At 67.8% G+C, this 18297-nt stretch carries 16 protein-coding genes; 4 read left to right on the top strand and 12 right to left on the bottom strand.

What is annotated here, in order from left to right:
- Nucleotides 1-38: 38 nt before the first annotated feature.
- The 3 genes from pdxA to ABFO07_RS04965 all read right to left on the bottom strand — a co-directional run bounded on the left by pdxA (nucleotide 39) and on the right by ABFO07_RS04965 (nucleotide 4837).
- Entirely contained in the window at nucleotides 39-1028 is a 990-nt protein-coding gene (pdxA, locus tag ABFO07_RS04975; protein ID WP_059906585.1) for a 4-hydroxythreonine-4-phosphate dehydrogenase PdxA, read from the bottom strand.
- A gap of 11 nt (nucleotides 1029-1039) precedes the next feature.
- Nucleotides 1040-2398: a peptidylprolyl isomerase gene (locus ABFO07_RS04970; RefSeq protein WP_059879869.1), complete on the bottom strand. Its 1359-nt coding sequence runs from the start codon at nucleotides 2396-2398 to the stop codon at nucleotides 1040-1042.
- A gap of 72 nt (nucleotides 2399-2470) precedes the next feature.
- Nucleotides 2471-4837, bottom strand: coding sequence for an LPS-assembly protein LptD (locus tag ABFO07_RS04965; RefSeq protein WP_060149651.1), 2367 nt, complete (start codon nucleotides 4835-4837; stop codon nucleotides 2471-2473).
- 214 nt (nucleotides 4838-5051) lie between these two features.
- Between ABFO07_RS04965 and ABFO07_RS04960 the strand changes: the two genes are divergently transcribed.
- Both ABFO07_RS04960 and murU read left to right on the top strand, forming a co-directional pair.
- Nucleotides 5052-6086, top strand: a complete 1035-nt coding sequence (locus ABFO07_RS04960; protein WP_060149650.1) for an aminoglycoside phosphotransferase family protein — start codon at nucleotides 5052-5054, stop codon at nucleotides 6084-6086.
- A gap of 2 nt (nucleotides 6087-6088) precedes the next feature.
- Complete coding sequence (gene murU / locus ABFO07_RS04955) at nucleotides 6089-6808, top strand: N-acetylmuramate alpha-1-phosphate uridylyltransferase MurU (protein WP_059958500.1); 720 nt, start codon at nucleotides 6089-6091, stop codon at nucleotides 6806-6808.
- A 33-nt stretch (nucleotides 6809-6841) separates the two neighbouring features.
- Here murU and ABFO07_RS04950 read toward each other — a convergent pair whose 3' ends face one another.
- Nucleotides 6842-8713 (bottom strand): ABCB family ABC transporter ATP-binding protein/permease, encoded by a 1872-nt coding sequence (locus tag ABFO07_RS04950; protein WP_059566102.1) that lies wholly within the window; start codon nucleotides 8711-8713, stop codon nucleotides 6842-6844.
- Between the two features lie 174 nt (nucleotides 8714-8887).
- Between ABFO07_RS04950 and ABFO07_RS04945 the strand changes: the two genes are divergently transcribed.
- Nucleotides 8888-9286, top strand: coding sequence for an acyl-CoA thioesterase (locus tag ABFO07_RS04945; protein WP_059566103.1), 399 nt, complete (start codon nucleotides 8888-8890; stop codon nucleotides 9284-9286).
- A gap of 27 nt (nucleotides 9287-9313) precedes the next feature.
- On the opposite strand, the gene ABFO07_RS04940 is transcribed toward ABFO07_RS04945, so the two are convergent.
- Nucleotides 9314-9796 carry a nitrate reductase associated protein gene (locus ABFO07_RS04940; RefSeq protein WP_059566104.1) on the bottom strand — a complete coding sequence of 161 codons (483 nt, stop codon included), beginning with the start codon at nucleotides 9794-9796 and terminating at the stop codon, nucleotides 9314-9316.
- 124 nt (nucleotides 9797-9920) lie between these two features.
- On the opposite strand from ABFO07_RS04940, the gene fdhD reads away from it, so the two are divergent.
- On the top strand, nucleotides 9921-10745 hold the full coding sequence (fdhD, locus tag ABFO07_RS04935; RefSeq protein ID WP_059879884.1) for a formate dehydrogenase accessory sulfurtransferase FdhD: 825 nt from the start codon (nucleotides 9921-9923) through the stop codon (nucleotides 10743-10745).
- Here the strand turns inward: fdhD and ABFO07_RS04930 are convergent.
- The 7 genes from ABFO07_RS04930 to ABFO07_RS04900 all read right to left on the bottom strand — a co-directional run bounded on the left by ABFO07_RS04930 (nucleotide 10730) and on the right by ABFO07_RS04900 (nucleotide 18285).
- Entirely contained in the window at nucleotides 10730-11872 is a 1143-nt protein-coding gene (locus ABFO07_RS04930) for a fatty acid desaturase (RefSeq protein WP_059879887.1), read from the bottom strand. The two genes, fdhD and ABFO07_RS04930, sit on opposite strands and share 16 nt — an antisense overlap.
- 87 nt (nucleotides 11873-11959) lie before the next feature.
- Nucleotides 11960-12292 carry a cytochrome o ubiquinol oxidase subunit IV gene (gene cyoD / locus ABFO07_RS04925; RefSeq protein ID WP_059566107.1) on the bottom strand — a complete coding sequence of 111 codons (333 nt, stop codon included), beginning with the start codon at nucleotides 12290-12292 and terminating at the stop codon, nucleotides 11960-11962.
- Nucleotides 12293-12904: a cytochrome o ubiquinol oxidase subunit III gene (cyoC, locus tag ABFO07_RS04920; RefSeq protein WP_059566108.1), complete on the bottom strand. Its 612-nt coding sequence runs from the start codon at nucleotides 12902-12904 to the stop codon at nucleotides 12293-12295.
- Nucleotides 12904-14916, bottom strand: coding sequence for a cytochrome o ubiquinol oxidase subunit I (gene cyoB, locus ABFO07_RS04915; RefSeq protein WP_059906582.1), 2013 nt, complete (start codon nucleotides 14914-14916; stop codon nucleotides 12904-12906). The genes cyoC and cyoB overlap by 1 nt, the downstream gene beginning before the upstream one ends.
- A gap of 3 nt (nucleotides 14917-14919) precedes the next feature.
- Nucleotides 14920-15810, bottom strand: a complete 891-nt coding sequence (cyoA, locus tag ABFO07_RS04910) for a ubiquinol oxidase subunit II (protein ID WP_059566110.1) — start codon at nucleotides 15808-15810, stop codon at nucleotides 14920-14922.
- Between the two features lie 418 nt (nucleotides 15811-16228).
- Nucleotides 16229-16996: an enoyl-CoA hydratase gene (locus ABFO07_RS04905; RefSeq protein ID WP_059566111.1), complete on the bottom strand. Its 768-nt coding sequence runs from the start codon at nucleotides 16994-16996 to the stop codon at nucleotides 16229-16231.
- An 89-nt stretch (nucleotides 16997-17085) separates the two neighbouring features.
- Complete coding sequence (locus tag ABFO07_RS04900; RefSeq protein ID WP_059923401.1) at nucleotides 17086-18285, bottom strand: acetyl-CoA C-acyltransferase; 1200 nt, start codon at nucleotides 18283-18285, stop codon at nucleotides 17086-17088.
- Between the last annotated feature and the right edge of the window lie 12 nt (nucleotides 18286-18297).

Here is an 18297-nt window from a genome sequence, read left to right as displayed (position 1 = left end):
TTGAATGGAATCGGGCCGGGCCGCTTTGCCGGGCCGCGTCAGGCCGCGCGGCGATGGCGCGCCATCGTGACCGCGGTATCGAGCGCGGCGATCATGCTGCCCGGATCGGCGCGGCCGGTGCCGGCGAGATCGAGCGCGGTGCCGTGATCGACCGACGTGCGGATGATCGGCAGGCCGAGCGTAACGTTGATCCCCTCGCCGAACGTCGCGTACTTGAGTACCGGCAGGCCCTGGTCGTGAAACATCGCGAGCACGCAGTCCGCATCCGCCAGATAGCGGGGCTGGAACAGCGTGTCGGCCGGATACGGGCCGCGCGCATCGATGCCCTGCGCCTTCGCGCGGGCGAGCGCGGGCTCGATCACGTCGATCTCCTCGCGGCCGAGATAGCCGTTCTCGCCGGCGTGCGGGTTGAGCCCCGTCACGAGGATGCGCGGCGCGGCGAGGCCGAAGTCGCGCCGCAGGTCGCGATCGATGATGGCGAGCGTCTCGAGCAGGCCGTCGATCGTCAGCGCGGCCGACACGTCCTTCAGCGGCAGGTGCGTCGTCGCGAGCGCGACGCGCAGCGGCGTCGCGCCGGTGCCGGCCAGCATCATCACCACGCGCGGCGTGCCGGTGCGCTCGGCCAGGTATTCGGTATGGCCCGTGAACGGCACGCCCGCATCGTTGATCGTGCTCTTCTGCAGCGGCGCGGTGACGATCGCATCGTATTCGCCCGCGAGCGCGCCGTCGATCGCCGCGTCGAGCAGCGCGAGCACGTAGCGGCCGTTCGCGGCGTTCAACTCGCCTGCGCGCGCGGGCGCGGCGAGCGGCTGGCCCGCGACGGCAATCCGCCCGCCGGCGACGAGCGCCGGCCAGTCCGCGCCAACCGCCGCCGCGCGCCCGGCGAGCAGCGCCGCGTCGCCGAGCACCGTGAAGCGCGCGTCCGGCCAGCGCCGCGCGGCGTCGCGCAGCGCCTGCACGGTCAGCTCCGGACCGACGCCGGCGGGCTCGCCGGTCGTGATCGCGATATGCAGCGCGGGCGACGTCATCGGCGGCTCGCTCAGTTCTGCGGGCCGAAGCCGCCGATCTTGAACTGCACGTACGACGAATCGCGCAGCTCGCGCAGCCAGTCGGCATACGCCTGCTCGGCCTTGCGCTGGCCGATCGCCTGGCGTGCGATGTCCATCTGCTGCTGCACCGAGCCTTCGGACTCGCGGCGCTCCAGCACCTGGATCAGGTGGTAGCCGTATTCGGTGCGCACGGGAATGCTGACCTGGCCGTCCTGCAGGTTGTTCATCGCGCGCTCGAACTCGGGCACCGTCTCGCCGGGGCTGATCCAGCCGAGATCGCCGCCTTGCGATGCCGAGCCGTCCTGCGAATAGGTGCGGGCGAACTTCGCGAAATCGCCGCCGGACTCGACCTGCTTGCGGATGTCGATCAGCTGCTGGCGCGCCTGGCCTTCGGACTTGCCTTCGCCGACGCGCAGCAGGATGTGGCGCACGTGCGTCTGCACGATCTTCGGCGCGGCGGCCGACGCGCCCTGGCTCTGGCGGCGGTCGACGAGGCGCACGATCTCGAAGCCGTCCGGCACGCGCACGAGCGTCGGATTGACCTGGCCCGGACGCAGCTTCGACGCGGCCGCGACGACGTCGGCCGGCAGCGCGCCCGGCGACTTGAAGCCGAGATCGCCGCCCTTCTTCGCGTCGTTCGCTTCCGAGTTGTTCTTCGCGAGGCGCTCGAAATCCGCGCCCGACACCGCCTGCTGCAGCAGCCCTTCGGCCTTCTTCTGCGCGGCCTCGATTTCGGCCTGCGGCGCATTGGTCGGCGCCTTCACGAAAATGTGCTGGAAGCGCAGGTCCTGCTGCTGCGACGCGTTCGGCCCGCGCTGGCTCGCGATATAGCTCGCGACTTCCGCGTCCGACACGGTGATCTTGCCGTCGACCTCGCGCTCGCGCAGCTTCGACAGCGTCAGCTCGGTGCGCGCGTCGCCGCGGAACACGCTCCAAGGCACGCCTTGCGCCTCGATCCGCGCGCGGTACTGGTCGAGCGTCATGCCGTTCGCCTGCGCGAGGCGCTGCAGCGTCGACTGCACGGCCGCGTCGTCGACCCGGATCCCGTCGTCCTTGGCTTTCTGCACCTGGATGCGCTCGAGCACCATCTGGTTCAGCACCTGCGCGCGCATCTGGTCGAGCGGCGGCACCGGCGCATTCTGCTGTTGCAGGCGGCGCGAGATCAGGCCGACGCGCTGGTCGAGCTCGCGGCCCGTGATCACGTCGTTGTTGACGACCGCGACGACTTCATCGGTGAGCTGCGCGCCTTGCGAGCCGAGCGCCTGCGCCGCGGCCGGCGCGGCGGCGAGCAGCGCGGCGGACGCGGCGAGGCCGGAGACGACTGCCGCGAAGCGAAGGGTTTTCTTCATTGCCACTGATACTCCATTGAAATCGTGCTGATCCGGTGCCGGCGCCGTGTTCCGCTCGCGGACGCCCCGGCGTTAGTCGTAGTTGCTGAAGCGCGACAGCGGCGGCGCCGCCGGCGGCAACGGCATGTAGCCCGGCACCCCGGCCCGGAACGCGTTCACGAGGCCGTTGTCGATGCTCGACAGCCCCTTGAGCGTCAGCTGCGCCATGAACCGCGTCGCCGAAGTCTGCTGTTGCGACGAGTTCACGCCGTTCGCATACCGCTGGATACCGACCCCGAGCGCCCAGCAATCGGCGTCGTATTGTAAGCCGACCAGCCCGTCGATCACCCGGTCGCCCGAGAAGTCGTAGTTGAAGCGGCCGACCGCATACAGCCGGCGGGTCAGCGGCCACTGCGCGGACACCAGGAACTGGTTGATCGGCCGGCCATCGAGCGTCTGGGTCGCGCGCGTGTAGCGGTAGCCGACGTTGATCACCTTGCGCAGCTCGGGGCTGTAGCCGAAACCGATGCTCGATTTCACGAGCTGGTTGTTGTTCTGGTTGTACTGGAACGCCGTTTCCGACGCGAAACCCGAGCCGAGCTTGAGCGCGGCGCCCGCGATCAGGTCCGAGTGGCGCGCCTGCGACGCGGCCGGGGTCGACTTCAGCGTCACGCGCTGGTCGGTGAAGTAGTACTGCTGCGCGATCATGAAGCGCGCGCGCTCGTCGCCGGTGCGCGGATCGATGAAGCGCGACGTCAGCCCGGCCGTCAGGCGGTTCGCGTCGGCGAACCGGTCGTTGCCGACGAACGTGTTCGGCTGGTAGATCTCCGCGAGGCCGAAATCCGATTCCGCGGTGTCGAACAGCGGCGCGTTCGACTGGTTGCGGTACGGCGTATACACGTAATACAGGCGCGGCTCGAGCGTCTGGATGAAATCCTGGCCGAACAGGCGCACCGAGCGGTCGAAGATCAGCCCCGAGTCGAAGCTGACCGTCGGGATCGATTCGGTGAAGCGCTTCGGATTGTTCGGCGTGTTCGACGCCACGTAGCTCAGGTCGTACGACGCGAAGTGATACTGGACCTTCGGCACCGCGAAGTAGCCGGGGCCGTAGATGCCGTACGCGATGTACGGGTTGAACACGACCCGGTCGCCCTGCGTCGTGTCGGCCGTCGTGATGCGGAAACGCGAATAGTCGGCTTCCGCGCCGAAATCGAAGCCGCCGACGTTGTACTTCGTGTACTTCACGTTCAACTGCGGTTCGCGGCCGTACGGCGGCGCGCTCGACGGCGGCAGCGTCTGCCAGTGCTGGTAGCGCGCGAGCACCGACCACGGGCCGTTGTTGTACGTGAGCCCGGCTTCCTGCTGGTACAGCGTCTGCGTGCCGGTCACGAACTGGTTCGAGATGGACGCGAGGTCTTCCGGATAGGTGTTGTCCGAGACCTTGTTGTAGTAGACGTAGCCGCCGAAGCCGCTGCCGAAGTTCTGCTGGTGCTGCCAGTAGATCGCGTAGCGGTTGCGATGCGCGAGCCGGTCGTCCGGCAGGTACTCGCCCGTGAGCGTGCCCGAATAGCTCGCCGACAGGTAGCGGAACGTCGCCTGCGTCTGCACCCCGCGCTTCGTGATGATGCGCGGCGTGATCGTCAGGTCGCGGTTCGGCGCGATATTGAAGTAGTACGGCAGCGACAGCTCGAACCCGTTGTTCGAGTTGATCGAGAACGTCGGCGGCAACAGGCCGCTGCGCCGCTCGCCCGACAGCGGGAACGTCAGCCACGGGCTCGCGAAGATCGGCACGCCCTGGAAGAACAGCACGCCGTTGCGGGCCGTGCCCTCGTCGGCACCCGTGTCGAAGTCGAAGCGGCTGCCCTTGATGTACCACGCGGGATTCGTCGCGCACTGGCACGCGGTGTAGGTGCCGTTGACGAACACCGAACGCTCGGCGTCGAGCAGGTCGACGCGCTCCGCGCTGCCCGAGCCGCCCGTCGTGCTGAAATGGTACTTCGGCGCCGTCATGAAGCCCTGGTTCGCCTCGACCTTCAGATGCGCCTCGGGCCCGCTGAACGACGTGCCGGCGTTGACCACGCGGACCTGGCCGTACGCATCGGCCGTGTCCGTATCCTGGTCGTAATGGATCGCGTCGGCCTTCACGACCGCGTCGCCGCGGCGGAGCTCGGCCGAGCCCTTCGCGGCCAGGTCCTGCTCGGCCGTGCCGCTCGTGTGGTCGGCGATCACGAAGGTGGCCGGCTTCGCGCCCTCCTTCAGCGGATGCTCCTCGAGCTGGGGCGCGAGGCGAAGATCCCACGGCGAGTCGAGCGGCTGCGGCTGCGCAGCCGCACCCGTCAGCTGCGCGTGCGACACCGCCGGCACGAGGCCGGGCACGGCCAGGAGCGCGAGCGCGAGCCGCCGTTTGCGCGGCACCCCGTCACCGGGGAAAACATTCGGGAATAGCGGTTTGGGCGGCATCTATCGTTTGGCGAATCGCCCCTCGTCAACCCGTGCGCTCGCGCATCGCGGCCCGCGCAATCGAACCGTGACTGCGGCTGAGCGCAAACCAGGGGAGGCGATCGGGCGAACGGCGCGACAGGCAGCGGGCCTGCACGGCAGATGCTGACGCGGGGCGCGTCAAAAAAGTCGTGGGGTATTATATGGCAAGACGTTCCCCCCTCCTCCGAGTTTCATGACGCCCCCATCCGACGATTCCCGCCTCGACGCGCTCACCGCCTGGCTGCACCCGCTCGCCGAGCGCTACGCCCTCGATCTCGCCACCCTTGCGCCCGCGTCCGAGGACGCCAGCTTTCGCCGCTATTTCCGCGTCGCAGCCGCGTCGCAGCCCGGCGGCTCGCTGATCGCCGTCGACGCGCCGCCGCCCGAGAAATGCCGCGAGTTCGTGCAGGTCGCCGGGCTGCTCGCCGGCGCGGCCATCCACGCGCCGCAGGTGCTGGCCCACGATTTCGACGCCGGCTTCATGCTCGTGACGGATCTCGGCCGGACATCGTACATCTCGGTGCTCGACCCGGCCGATCCGCTCGCCGCCCGGCCGCTGATGCGCGACGCGCTCGATACGCTGATCCGTTTCCAGCTGACGTCCGCGCCGGGCGTGCTGCCGCCGTTCGACGACGCGTTCCTGCGCCGCGAGATGGAGCTGATGCCCGAGTGGTACATCGGCCGGCACCTCGGCAAGACGGTCAGCGACGCGATGCGCGGCACGCTCGAGCGCACCTTCGCGCTGCTGATCGCGAGCGCCCGCGCGCAGCCGCAGCGCTTCATGCTGCGCGACTTCATGCCGCGCAACCTGATGGTCTGCACGCCGAACCCGGGCGTGCTCGACTTCCAGGACGCGGTGGAAGGCCCGCTGACCTACGACGTCGTGTCGCTGCTGCGCGACGCGTTCATCAGCTGGGACGAGGAATTCGAGCTCGACTGCTTCGCGTACTACTGGGAAAAGGCGAAGAAGGCCGGCCTGCCGGTCGATCCGGACTTCGGCGAGTTCTACCGCCAGCTCGAATGGATGGGCCTGCAGCGGCACATCAAGATCCTCGGCCTGTTCGCGCGCATCAACTACCGCGACGGCAAGCCGGCCTACCTCGCGGATCTCCCCCGCTTCCTCGCATACGCGCGCAAGGTCGCGCTGCGCTACCGCCCGCTCGTGCCGTTCGCGAAGCTGCTCGACGAGCTCGAAGGCACGACGGCCGACGTCGGCTATACGTTCTGAAGATGAGTCATCCTCTCACCACGGCGATGATCTTCGCCGCCGGGCGCGGCGACCGGATGCGCCCGCTCACCGACACCTGCCCGAAGCCGCTGCTCGCGGTGGGCGGCAAGCCGCTGATCGTCTGGCAGATCGAGCGGCTCGCGCAGGCGGGCATCGAGACCATCGTGATCAACCATGCGTGGCTCGGCGCGCAGATCGAAGCCGCGCTCGGCGACGGTGCGCGCTGGGGCGTGCGGCTAGTCTATTCGGCCGAAGTCGACGCGCTCGAAACGGCGGGCGGCATCGCGCAGGCGCTGCCGCTGCTCGAGCGCGACGGCCGGCCGGCCGTCTTCGTCGCGGTCGCGGGCGACGTGTTCTGCGAATTCGACTACCGGGCGCTCGCCGCGCATGCGGCGCGGATGGCCGCGCTCGACACGCCCGCGATGCATCTCGTGATGGTGCCGAACCCGCCGTTCCATCCGTCGGGCGATTTCGCGCTCGGCGACGACGGCCGGCTGTCGCTCGACGGCGCCGCGCGCGTCACGTTCGGCAGCATCGGCCTGTACGACACGCGGATGTTCCACGACCTCGCGCCCGGCACGCGGCGCGCGCTCACGCCGTACTTCCGCGCGACGATCGAAGCCGGCCGGGCAAGCGGCGAGCTGTACGAAGGGATCTGGGAAAACGTCGGCACGCCCGCGCAGCTCGGCGAGCTCGACGCGCGGCTGCGCGCCGCGCGCTGACCGGAGCGGGCCGCGCTCCGTGCGCCGGCCCGCTCAGACTTCCTCGGCTTCTTCCCCGCCCGCCGCCGCGCGCTGCTGCTGCAGCGCCCACATCTGCGCATACAGCCCGTCCGCGCGCACGAGTTCATCGTGCGTGCCGCGTTCGACGATCCGCCCGTGATCCATCACGAGAATCTGCTGCGCGTGCACGACCGTCGACAGCCGGTGCGCGATCACGAGCGTCGTGCGATGCCGTGCGATCTGCTCGAGCTCGTGCTGGATCGCGCGTTCCGAGCGCGAGTCGAGCGCGGAGGTCGCCTCGTCGAACAGCAGGATCGGCGGGTTCTTCAGCAGCGTGCGCGCGATCGCGACGCGCTGCTTCTCGCCGCCCGACAGCTTGAGGCCGCGCTCGCCGACCGGCGTGTCATACCCCTTCGGCAAGCTCTCGATGAAATCGTGGATATGCGCGGCGCGCGCGGCCGCGATCACCTCGTCGCGGGTCGCGGTCGGCCGGCCGTACGCGATGTTGTAGTAGATCGAATCGTTGAACAGCACCGTATCCTGCGGCACGATGCCGATCGACGCGCGCAGCGAATCCTGCGTCACGTCGCGGATGTCCTGCCCGTCGATGCGGATCGCGCCGCCCGCCTGCCGGTCGAGATCGTAGAAACGGAACAGCAGGCGCGACAGCGTCGACTTGCCCGAGCCGCTGTGGCCGACCACCGCGGTCGTCGTGCCCGCGTCGATCGTGAACGTGACGTCGTGCAGGATCGACCGGGCCGGCTCGTACGCGAAGTTCACGTGCTCGAAGCGCACCTGCGCGCCGGCCACCGCGAGCGGCGGCGCATCGGGCGCATCCGCGACTTCCTTCGCCGCCGACAGCAGCCCGAACATCCGGTCCATGTCGGTCAGGCTCTGCTTCAGCTCGCGATATACGACGCCGAGGAAATTCAGCGGAATGTACAGCTGCAGCATGAACGTGTTGATCAGCACCAGGTCGCCGAGCGTCAGCTTGCCGGCAAGCACGCCCTGCGTCGCGCGCCACAGGATGAACACGAGCCCCGTGCCGATGATCGCCTGCTGGCCGAAGTTGAGCACCGACAGCGAGTTCTGCGAACGGATCGCGGCCTTGCGGTAGCGCTTCAGGTTCTCGTCGTAGCGCTGCGCCTCCCATTCCTCGTTGCCGAAGTACTTGACCGTCTCGTAGTTGATCAGCGAATCGATCGCACGCGAATTCGCGCGCGAATCGAGCTCGTTCATCGTGCGGCGGAAATGGGTGCGCCAGTTGGTGACCTTCACGGTGAACACGATGTATGTGATCAGCGCGGCGAACGTCACGTACGCGTAGTAGGCCTCATATTTGACGATGAAGAAGCCGAGCACGAGGCCGACCTCGACGAGCGTCGGCAGGATGCTGTACAGCGAATACGAGATGAGCTGCTGGATGCCGCGCGTGCCGCGCTCGATGTCGCGCGACATGCCGCCCGTCTGGCGCTCGAGGTGGAACCGCAGCGACAGCCCGTGCAGGTGCCGGAACACCTGCAGCGCAAGCTGGCGCACCGCGCTCTCGGTCACCTTCGAGAACAGGATCTCGCGCAGCTCGGTGAACAGCGACGTCGACAGCCGCACCAGCGCATACGCGATCACGAGCAGCCCGACGCCGCCCGCGAGCACGATCGCGGCCGACTGCTCGGCGCGGCCGAGCGCGGTGAGCTGCTGCACCCCGGCGAGATGGTCGACGATGCGCTTCATCACGACCGGCACGCCGAGGTTCGCGACCTTCGCGCCGATCAGGCAGCCGAGCGCGAGCAACACGCGCCATTTGTAGGTCGTCAGGTAAGGCAGCAGCGAACGAATGGTCTGCCAGTCGTTGCGGGGCCCGGATTGAAGCGGCGCGGGCTCGCCGGAAGCGGGAAATCGGCGCATGGGGGACAGGGCGGTCGGCGGTGCGCGCCGGGCTGCATGGCCGCCGGCTCACCCGCTTTCTCGTACAATTTGCGAACGTTGTATTGTCGCAGAAGCCGGTTCGCGCCGCTGTCGGCGGCCTGCCCGGCCGCCCGCGCGGGCCGGCGCGTCTTATTACAGGATGAAAGCTTCGCCATGACCGACTCCCCGCTCGCCCTCCCGCAAAAACAGCCCGCCCTGCGCGTCGTCCCGCAACCGTCCGACGCGAACGTCCACGGCGACGTGTTCGGCGGCTGGATCATGTCGCAGGTCGACATCGCCGGCTCGATTCCCGCGAGCCAGCGCGCGAACGGCCGGGTCGCGACCGTCGCGGTCAATTCCTTCGTGTTCAAGCAGCCGGTGTTCGTCGGCGACCTGCTGAGCTTCTATGCGACCGTCACGCGCACCGGCAACACGTCGGTCACGGTCGACGTCGAAGTATTCGCGCAGCGCATGCGCCTTGCCGGAGAAGTCGTCAAGGTGACCGAAGCGACGCTCACCTACGTCGCGACGGGCCCGGACCGCAAGCCGCGCTCGCTGCCGCCGCTCGCGTAACGTCCGGGGGCCGGCACGGCCGCCGCGTCAGTGCGTGGCCGTCAGCCCGAATTCCCGCATCGCCGGCAGGAAATCGTGGTTCAGCTTCGGCTTGCGCGACAGCTTGACCAGCACGTAGCGCTGGAACGGCGCGAGCCGCTGCCATTGCCCGACGTCCGGCGCCGGCAGCCCCGCCAGCGCACTCTGCTGCACCAGCGCATCGGGCACCCGCTCGGTGCTGCGCCAGGTCGGCTGATCGTCCGGCTGGAACCAGCTCGGCTCGAGATCGGCGTGCGTGCGCAGCATCTCGAACAGCGCGTGGTCGAAATTGGGTTCGATCGCGGTGTCCTCGTCGGCGGGGAAGCGGGCGAGCAGCTTGCGATCCTCGAGCGGCAGCAATTGCCACTGCTCGAGCGAGATCCGCAAGCCGAAGCGGTCGAGGTTGAAACGCACGATCATCGGGATGTACGTGAAATTTTCCGATGAATCGCGTTCGAAATTGAAAAGCAACGGCGTGTCGCTGAGTCCCATGGCATGACCTGAAGTGGCGAATACCGGCGCGGCCGGCCTGCCTGGGGTATTTTAGAACCTCTGCGCGCGAATGGCGGCCCGATCGGCATTCCGCCCCGCGCGCGTCCAATCAACGGGAGCCAGTGTGAATCCGACCGAATCCGCCGAACCGCGCGGCGCGATCGAGCTGTCCGTGCGCCGCACGCGCGGCGACGCCGCCGAGACGGCGATCGACCACGTCGGCCAGGAATGGCCGGTCGCGCTCGTCTTCAACGGCATTTCCCACGCGGTGATGATGTGCACGCCGCGCGACCTCGAGGCGTTCGCGGTCGGCTTCGCGATCTCGGAAGGGATCGTCGCGCGCGGCAGCGACATCAAGGACATCGAGGTGATCCTGCACGCCGACGCGCCGCTGCCGCATGCCGAAGTCCATCTCGAAGTCGTCCAGCAGGCGTTCGCCGCGCTGAAGGACAAGCGCCGCGCGCTCGCCGGGCGCACCGGCTGCGGCGTATGCGGGATCGAAAGCATCGACCTGCTCGACCTGGCGCCGGAGCGGGTGCCCGACACCGGCTTTCTCGCGCGCCTCGCGCCCGACGCGCTCGCGCGCGCCGCGCGCGAGCTGCCGGCCCACCAGGCGTTGACGCAGCTCACCGGCGGCCTGCACGCGGCCGCGTGGTGCGACGCAACAGGCGCGATCCATGCTGCGTTCGAGGACGTCGGCCGCCATAACGCGCTCGACAAGCTGATCGGCTCGCTCGTGCTGGCGCGCGCCGACACGACCGACGGCTTCGTGTTCCTGTCGAGCCGCGCGAGCTACGAGCTGGTGCGCAAGGCGGCGCGCGTCGGGATCCCGATGGTCGCGACCATTTCCGCGCCGTCGTCGCTCGCGATCGCGATCGCGCGGCAGGCCGGCCTGCGGCTCGTCAGCTTCTGCCGCGCGACCGGCTACGTGGATTACGACACCGTGTGACGCAGCTCGGCGCCCGCCGGCGCGGGCGTGCCCGGCGCAGGCGGCGCGCTGGTCCGCTCGCTGGTCCGGTTGCCGAGGTAGTCGGTCCAGTAATGGTGCTCGGTATCGTAGAGCTTGCAGCGGCGGGCCGTGTCGAAATACCAGCGCCAGCTGAAGGGCTGCACGACGATGCGCCCGGGCAGCATGTCCTCCAGCTTCGCCTGCGCGGGCTTGAGCTGGTAGAGCGGCACGCTCATGTCGACGTGGTGGGCGGTGTGCTCCATGATGTGGTGCAGCAGGCCGCCGATGCCGAAGCGGAACGTCAGGTGCAGCGTGGTCGACACGAACGGCGCGGCATTCGACCACTCGGTCCGGTTCGCATGCCACGCGATGCGCGGATCGGTGTGGTGCACGTACACGACGAAGCCGATCATCGAGACCCAGAACAGGAACGGCACCAGCACGCCGGTCGCGAGCAGCAGCGCGACCGGCTGCCGCGTCGCCAGCGCCACCCACACGACGGCGGCGATCCACACGGCCGCGAAGCCGGTCACCAGCAGGCAGTCGCGCCGGAACACGGGCCGCGACGCGCCGATATAGGTTTTGGTCGGGAAATACATCCTCAGCCACCAGACCTCGACGAGATAGTAGAGCCCCGGCGCCCAGCCGCTGCGATAGATGCGATCGAGCATGCGGCGCACCGGCGACAGCGCGGCGAACTCCGCCGGCGTATGCGGCGCCCACACGAAGTCGAAGCCCTTCAGGTTCGTATAGCCGTGATGCACCACGTTGTGGCCGACTTCCCACAGGCTGTACGGCGTCAGCGACGGCAGGAACGCGATGCGGCCGAGCCAGCGGTTCAGCCGGCGATGGGGCGTCAGGCTCTGGTGGCACGCGTCGTGCCCGATGATGAAGAGCCGCCCGGTGATGAAGCCGGCGGCCATCCCGCACGCGATCTTGCCGACGATCGACGGGATCAGCAGCGCGCCCGCGAACGCCGCGAACAGCAGCAGGTAGTCGAGCACGAGCAGCGCGACCGGGCGCATGATCTCGCGCGTCGCGAACGGCACGAGCCACGCGCGAATGACCTTGCGATGGGGGATCGGCTCGTCGGGACGAACCGGTGTCTGGGAATCGTTGTTGACCATGATGCAGCAAGGCGCGCGAATCGCGCGCCCCCGAAAGGAAACCAGCCGCGCGACGTGCGCGGCGCGAATGCATGACCCGGATGCCGGTTAGCGCGACATCATGTTCATGCTGACGTTGTGCATCACCCACAGCGTCCCGAAGATCAGGATCAGCGCGGTGAGCACCGTGTAGCTGAACGCCATCACGTTCCAGCGCTGGCTGGACGAGGCGTTCATGTGCAGGAAGCAGGCGAGATGCACGACGATCTGCACGAACGCGAGCACCGCGAGCGTGATGATCGCCGCCTTCGGCGCCAGCATGCCGCCCATCACGAGGCCGAACGACGCGGCCGTCAGCAGCACCGACAGCACGAAGCCGACCATGTAGCCGCGGGCCGTGCCGTGCGCTTCGTCGTGGTGTATGAGTTCCGAATGGGCCATTTAGATCACGCTCGCGAGATAGACGAAGGAAAACACGCAGATCCAGACGATGTCGAGGAAGTGCCAGAACAGGCTCAGGCACATCAGGCGCCGGACGTCGCGCTCGGTCATGCCCGGGCCGCGCGCGATCTGCACGACGAGCACGACCATCCACAGCAGGCCGACGGCGACGTGCAGCCCGTGCGTGCCGACCAGCGTGAAGAACGCCGACAGGAACGCGCTGCGCTGCGGGCCCGCGCCCTCGGCGATCAGGTGCGAGAACTCGCGCATTTCCATCGCGAGAAACGCCGCGCCGAGCACGAACGTGACCGCGAGCCAGACGAACACCGTGCCGCGCCGGCGGCGCTGCGCGCCGAGCATCGCGAAGCCGTACGTGATGCTCGACAGCAGCAGCACGGCGGTCTCGAGCGCGACGCCCGGGATGTCGAACAGGTCCTTCGCGCCCGGGCCGCCCGCATACTGGTTGCCGAGCACCGCGAAGGTCGCGAACAGCGACGCGAAGATCACGCAGTCGGTCATCAGGTACAGCCAGAACCCGAACACCGAATGCGACGGCGGATGCGCGTGCGCCCCCGGATGGCGGGCCGCGCCCGCGAGAGTTTGAGATGACATCAGTTCGCCTCCAGTTCGGCTTCCGGCGACGGCGCGCGCATCCGCACGCCCGTGCGTTGTTCCTCGATCTTGCGGACGGTATCCGCCGGGATGAAATAGCCTTCGTTGTCCTGCGCGCTGTACAGCACCACCGTCGCGACGATGCCGACCAGGCCGGCGATCGCGAGCCACCAGATGTGCCATACCAGCGCGAAGCCGAGCAGCAGGCTGAACACGCCGACGAACAGGCCCGCGCTGGTATTCGACGGCATGTGGATGTCCTCGTACTTGACGTTCTTGCCGAGCCCGAGACCGAGGCCCTTCGCCTTGCGGTACGCAAGCTCGTCGAGCTCATGCACGTTCGGCGTCACGGCAAAGTTGTAGACCGCCGGCGGCGACGACGTCGCCCATTCGAGCGTGCGGCCGTTCCACGGGTCGCCGGTCGCGTCGCGATACTGCGGCAGGTGGCGGTTCCGCCAGCCGACCCACACCGAAGCGACCTGGCACACCACGCCGAGCGCAATCAGCACCACGCCGAACGCGGCGACCAGCAGCCACGGCTGCCAGGCCGGGTTGTCGTAGTGGTTCAGGCGGCGCGTCATGCCCATGAAGCCGAGCACGTAGAGCGGCATGAACGCGACGTAGAAGCCGGCCAGCCAGCACCAGAACGCGCGCTTGCCGAATTTCTCGTCGAGCTTGAAGCCGAACACTTTCGGGAACCAGAAATGAACGCCCGCGAAATAGCCGAACACGACGCCGCCGATGATCGTGTTGTGGAAATGCGCGATCAGGAACAGGCTGTTGTGCAGCACGAAGTCCGCGCCGGGAATCGCCAGCATCACGCCCGTCATGCCGCCGAGCGTGAACGTGACCATGAAGCCGATCGTCCACATCACCGGCGCCGTGAACTCGACGCGCCCGCGGTACATCGTGAACAGCCAGTTGAAGATCTTCACGCCGGTCGGGATCGCGATGATCATCGTCATGATCCCGAAGAACGCGTTCACGTTCGCGCCCGAGCCCATCGTGAAGAAGTGGTGCAGCCACACGAGAAACGCCAGCACCATGATCGCGCACGATGCGTACACCATCGTCTTGTAGCCGAACAGCGGCTTCTTCGCGAACGTCGCGATCACTTCCGAATAGATGCCGAACGCGGGCAGCACGAGGATGTATACCTCCGGATGGCCCCACGCCCAGATCAGGTTCAGGTACAGCATCGCGTTGCCGCCCGCCTCGTTCGTGAAGAAGTGCATGTCGAGGTAGCGGTCGAGGCCGAGCAGCGCGAGCGCGACCGTCAGGATCGGGAACGTCGCCATGATCAGCACGTTCGAGCACAGCGCCGTCCACGTGAACACCGGCATCTTCATCAGCGTCATGCCCGGCGCGCGCATCTTGATGATCGTCACGAAGAAGTTGATCGCGGTGATCAGCGTGCCGACGCCGGAGATCTGCAGCGCCCACAGGTAGTAGTCGACGCCCACGCCGGGGCTGAACTGCAGCTCGGAGAGCGGCGGATACGCGAGCCAGCCCACCTGCGCGAACTCGCCGATCACGAGCGAGATGTTCATCAGGATCGCGGCCATCGCCGTCATCCAGAAGCTCAGCGAATTCAGGAACGGGAACGCGACGTCGCGCGCGCCGATCTGCAGCGGCACGATCAGGTTGAAGAACGCGACCAGCAGCGCCATCGCCATGAAGAAGATCATGATCACGCCGTGCGCGGTGAAGATCTGGTCATAGTGATGCGGCGGCAGGTAGCCGGGGCCGTTGTACGCGAGCGCGAGCTGCAGGCGCATCATCACCGCGTCGGCGAAGCCGCGCAGCAGCATCAGCACCGCGACGACCAGGTACATCACGCCGATCTTCTTGTGGTCGACCGAGGTCAGCCATTCGCTCCACAGCCATTTCCAGCGGCCGGTGGCCGTCAGCGTGGCGACGATGCCCAGCACGACGAGCCCCATGAAGGCGCTCGCCCCCATGATGATGGGCTGGTCGAACGGGATCGCCGAAAGTGTCAGTTTGCCGAACATGCGTTACCCCTTCGTCGTACAGGCGGCGTCCTTCAGGTCGAGGACGTGCCCGTCGTTGTATTTCGCGATGATGTTGTGAAACAGCTTCGGGTCGACCGTCGAGAAGTAGCGCACCGGCGCCTTCTCGCTCGGCTGCGCGACGGTGCGGTATGCGGTCATGTCGAGCCGGTCGGACGAGGCCTTCACCTTCTGCACCCATGCGTCGAACTGCTCGCGCGGCTCGGCGAGCGTGCGAAACTTCATGTCGGAGAAGCCGCGGCCGCTGTAGTTGGCGGACACGCCCGCGAAGTCGCCCGCCTCGTCGGCGATCAGGTGCAGGCGCGTCTGCATGCCGGCCATCGCGTAGACCTGGCTGCCGAGCTGCGGGATGAAGAACGAATTCATCACCGAATCCGACGTGATGCGGAAATTCACCGGCGTGCCGACCGGAATCGCAAGCTGGTTCACCGACGCGATGCCGAGCTCCGGATAGATGAACAGCCATTTCCAGTCGAGCGCGACGACCTCGACGTCGATCGGCTTGACCGACGACTCGAGCGGCTTGTACGGGTCGAGCTCGTGCGTGGTCTTCCACGTGAGGATGCCGAGGAACAGGATGATCAGCGTCGGCACCGTCCAGATCACGACCTCGATCGCGGTCGAGTGCGACCACTCCGGCGCATAGGTTGCATTGCGGTTCGACGCGCGGTAACGCCATGCGAAGAACAGCGTGAGCAGGATCACCGGCACGACGACGATCAGCATCGTCCATGTCGAGGTCGCGATCAGCGCTTTCTCTGCGACGCCCACCGCGCCCTTCGGATCGAGCACGTGAAGATCGCTGCATCCGGCGAGTCCCGCCAGCAGCCCGATGACGGGGGCTGCGCGCGCCCCGCCGGTGATTCGTCTGATCATCGTTCGTTTGCCTGAGTGTCGTTGAGAAGGACTGCCGGGGTCGTGTACCCCCGCCGTCGCGCGGCGCGTGTCGACCGCAGCGACCTGCGCGCGAACTTTACGGAATGTTGCGGCGGTGCATCTTGACGACGAACAAACTTCGCCGATTTCCGCTAAAACGAGCCGAAAGCGGCGGCGGCGCCGGCTCGGGGCGATGTCCGTCAACCTCAGGCGGGGCAAGGGATTCGCGCGTCGGGGCGCGCAGCGCGTGGTGGGTGAGCGGTCGCGGCGAACGGGCGAAAGATCGCAGTGGTGCACCGCGACATGAAGGGCGTTGAAAGCCGATGGCGGGCGCAAATGAAAGCGCCCCGCGGATGCGGGGCGGCATGACTTCAGGCCGGCGCGGCGACGATCATCGGCCGCGCGCTCGCAGGCCGCGTCAGTCGAACTGGCGGAAGTCCGGCTTGCGCTTCTCGAAGAACGCGGTCATCGCCTCGCGCGCTTCCGGCTCGCGCAGCATCGTGCTGAAGTGCTGCGCCTCCTGCGCCATCCGCGCGGGCACCGCCGCACCGCCCGTATCCTTCAGCAGCGCCTTCGTCACGCGCAGCGACGAAGCCGGCAGCGCGGCGAGCTTCGCCGCCTGCTTCGCCGCGAACGCATCGAGCTCGGCGGCCGGCAGCACGCGGTTGACGATGCCGATGCGGTGCGCCTCGAGCGCATCGAACGCCTCGCCGAGCAGCAGCTTCTCGGCCGCCACCTGATGCCCGGCCAGGCGCGGCAGCAGCAGGCTCGACCCGGCCTCCGGGCACAGCCCGAGCTGCACGAACGGCAGCGAGAACGTGGCCGTGTCGGCCGCGTAGACGAGGTCGCAATGCAGCAGCATCGTCACGCCGACGCCCACCGCCACGCCCGGCACCGCGGCGACGATCGGCTTCGACGCGCTGCTGATGCGCGCGAGAAACTGGAACACCGGCGCGCTGTCGTCCTTCGGCGGCGCCTTCAGGAAGTCCTCGAGATCGTTGCCCGCGCTGAAGTTGCCGTCGCCGCCGCGCAGCAGGATCACGCGAACCGCCTTGTCCTCCTGCGCTTCGCCGAGCGCGTCGGCCATCGTCTGGTACATCGCGGCCGTCAGCGCATTCTTTTTCGCGGGCCGCGCAATGGTGATCGTCATCACGCCGTTGGCGCGTTCCACCTGGATGTCCGTCACAAGCGTCTCCTTGGCTGTATCCATTCCGAATGACAAAAACGGTGCGCGAGCTCGTGGCCCGCGCACCGTCGTACTGCTGTTCGCCTCGCTTACAGGCGTTCGATGATGCCCGCGGCGCCCATGCCGGTGCCGACGCACATCGTCACCATCCCGTACTTCAGGTTGCGGCGGCGCAGGCCGTGCACGACGGTCGCGGCGCGGATCGCACCGGTCGCGCCGAGCGGGTGGCCGAGCGCGATCGCGCCGCCCACCGGGTTCACCTTCGACGGATCGAGGCCGAGCTCGCGGATCACCGCGAGCGACTGGGCGGCGAACGCCTCGTTCAGCTCGATCCAGTCGAGATCGTCCTGCTTCAGGCCCGCGGCCTTCAGCGCGGCCGGAATCGCTTCCTTCGGGCCGATGCCCATGATTTCCGGCGGCACGCCGCGCACCGCGAAGCTCACGAAACGCGCGAGCGGCGTCAGGTTGAACTGCTTGAGCACCTTCTCCGACACGACGAGCAGCGCAGCCGCGCCGTCCGACGTCTGCGAGCTGTTGCCGGCCGTGATCGAACCCTTGTTCGCGAACACCGTGCGCAGCTTCGCGAGGCCTTCGAGCGACGTGTCCGCGCGCGGGCCTTCGTCGAGCGAGATCGTGCGCGTCTTCACGTCGATCTCGCCGGTCGCGAGGTTCGGGAAGCGCTCGGTGATCGTGTACGCGGCGATCTCGTCGTTGAACTCACCGGCCTGCTGCGCGGCGAGCGCCTTGCGGTGCGACTCGAACGAGAACGCGTCCTGGTCTTCGCGGCTCACCTTCCAGCGGTCGGCAACGCTCTCGCCGGTCATGCCCATCCCGTACGCGATGCCGAAGTCTTCGCTGCGATCGAAGATGTGCGGCGACATCGACGGCTTGTTGCCCATCATCGGCACCATGCTCATCGATTCGCAGCCGCCCGCGAGCATCGCGTCCGATTCGCCGACGCGGATGCGGTCCGCCGCCATCGCGAGCGCGGTGATGCCCGATGCGCAGAAGCGGTTGACCGTCACGCCGGCGACCGTGTTCGGCAGGCCCGCGAGCAGCGCGCCCATCCGCGCGACGTTCAGGCCCTGCTCGGCTTCCGGAATCGCGCAGCCGATGATCGCGTCCTCGATCAGCTTCGTGTCGAAGTCCGGCACATGTGCGACGGCCGACTTGATCGCGTGCACCAGCAGCTCGTCCGGGCGCGTGTTCTTGAAGACACCGCGCGGAGCCTTGCCGATCGGCGTGCGGCTGGCGGCGACAATGTATGCGTCTTGCAGTTGTTTGCTCATTTCAGACTCCTT

The organism is Burkholderia stagnalis (assembly GCF_039848545.1).
Lineage (GTDB): Bacteria > Pseudomonadota > Gammaproteobacteria > Burkholderiales > Burkholderiaceae > Burkholderia > Burkholderia stagnalis.
Note: the sequence above shows the minus strand (reverse complement) of the source record. Positions and strands in the feature narration are given on the sequence as shown.

Coding starts and splice junctions, on each gene's coding strand:
- pdxA (WP_059906585.1), bottom strand. CDS start 1,028: ATGACGTCGCCCGCGCTGCATATCGCGATCACGACCGGCGAGCCCGCC.
- ABFO07_RS04970 (WP_059879869.1), bottom strand. CDS start 2,398: ATGAAGAAAACCCTTCGCTTCGCGGCAGTCGTCTCCGGCCTCGCCGCG.
- ABFO07_RS04965 (WP_060149651.1), bottom strand. CDS start 4,837: ATGCCGCCCAAACCGCTATTCCCGAATGTTTTCCCCGGTGACGGGGTG.
- ABFO07_RS04960 (WP_060149650.1), top strand. CDS start 5,052: ATGACGCCCCCATCCGACGATTCCCGCCTCGACGCGCTCACCGCCTGG.
- murU (WP_059958500.1), top strand. CDS start 6,089: ATGAGTCATCCTCTCACCACGGCGATGATCTTCGCCGCCGGGCGCGGC.
- ABFO07_RS04950 (WP_059566102.1), bottom strand. CDS start 8,713: ATGCGCCGATTTCCCGCTTCCGGCGAGCCCGCGCCGCTTCAATCCGGG.
- ABFO07_RS04945 (WP_059566103.1), top strand. CDS start 8,888: ATGACCGACTCCCCGCTCGCCCTCCCGCAAAAACAGCCCGCCCTGCGC.
- ABFO07_RS04940 (WP_059566104.1), bottom strand. CDS start 9,796: ATGGGACTCAGCGACACGCCGTTGCTTTTCAATTTCGAACGCGATTCA.
- ABFO07_RS04930 (WP_059879887.1), bottom strand. CDS start 11,872: ATGGTCAACAACGATTCCCAGACACCGGTTCGTCCCGACGAGCCGATC.
- cyoD (WP_059566107.1), bottom strand. CDS start 12,292: ATGGCCCATTCGGAACTCATACACCACGACGAAGCGCACGGCACGGCC.
- cyoC (WP_059566108.1), bottom strand. CDS start 12,904: ATGTCATCTCAAACTCTCGCGGGCGCGGCCCGCCATCCGGGGGCGCAC.
- cyoB (WP_059906582.1), bottom strand. CDS start 14,916: ATGTTCGGCAAACTGACACTTTCGGCGATCCCGTTCGACCAGCCCATC.
- cyoA (WP_059566110.1), bottom strand. CDS start 15,810: ATGATCAGACGAATCACCGGCGGGGCGCGCGCAGCCCCCGTCATCGGG.
- ABFO07_RS04900 (WP_059923401.1), bottom strand. CDS start 18,285: ATGAGCAAACAACTGCAAGACGCATACATTGTCGCCGCCAGCCGCACG.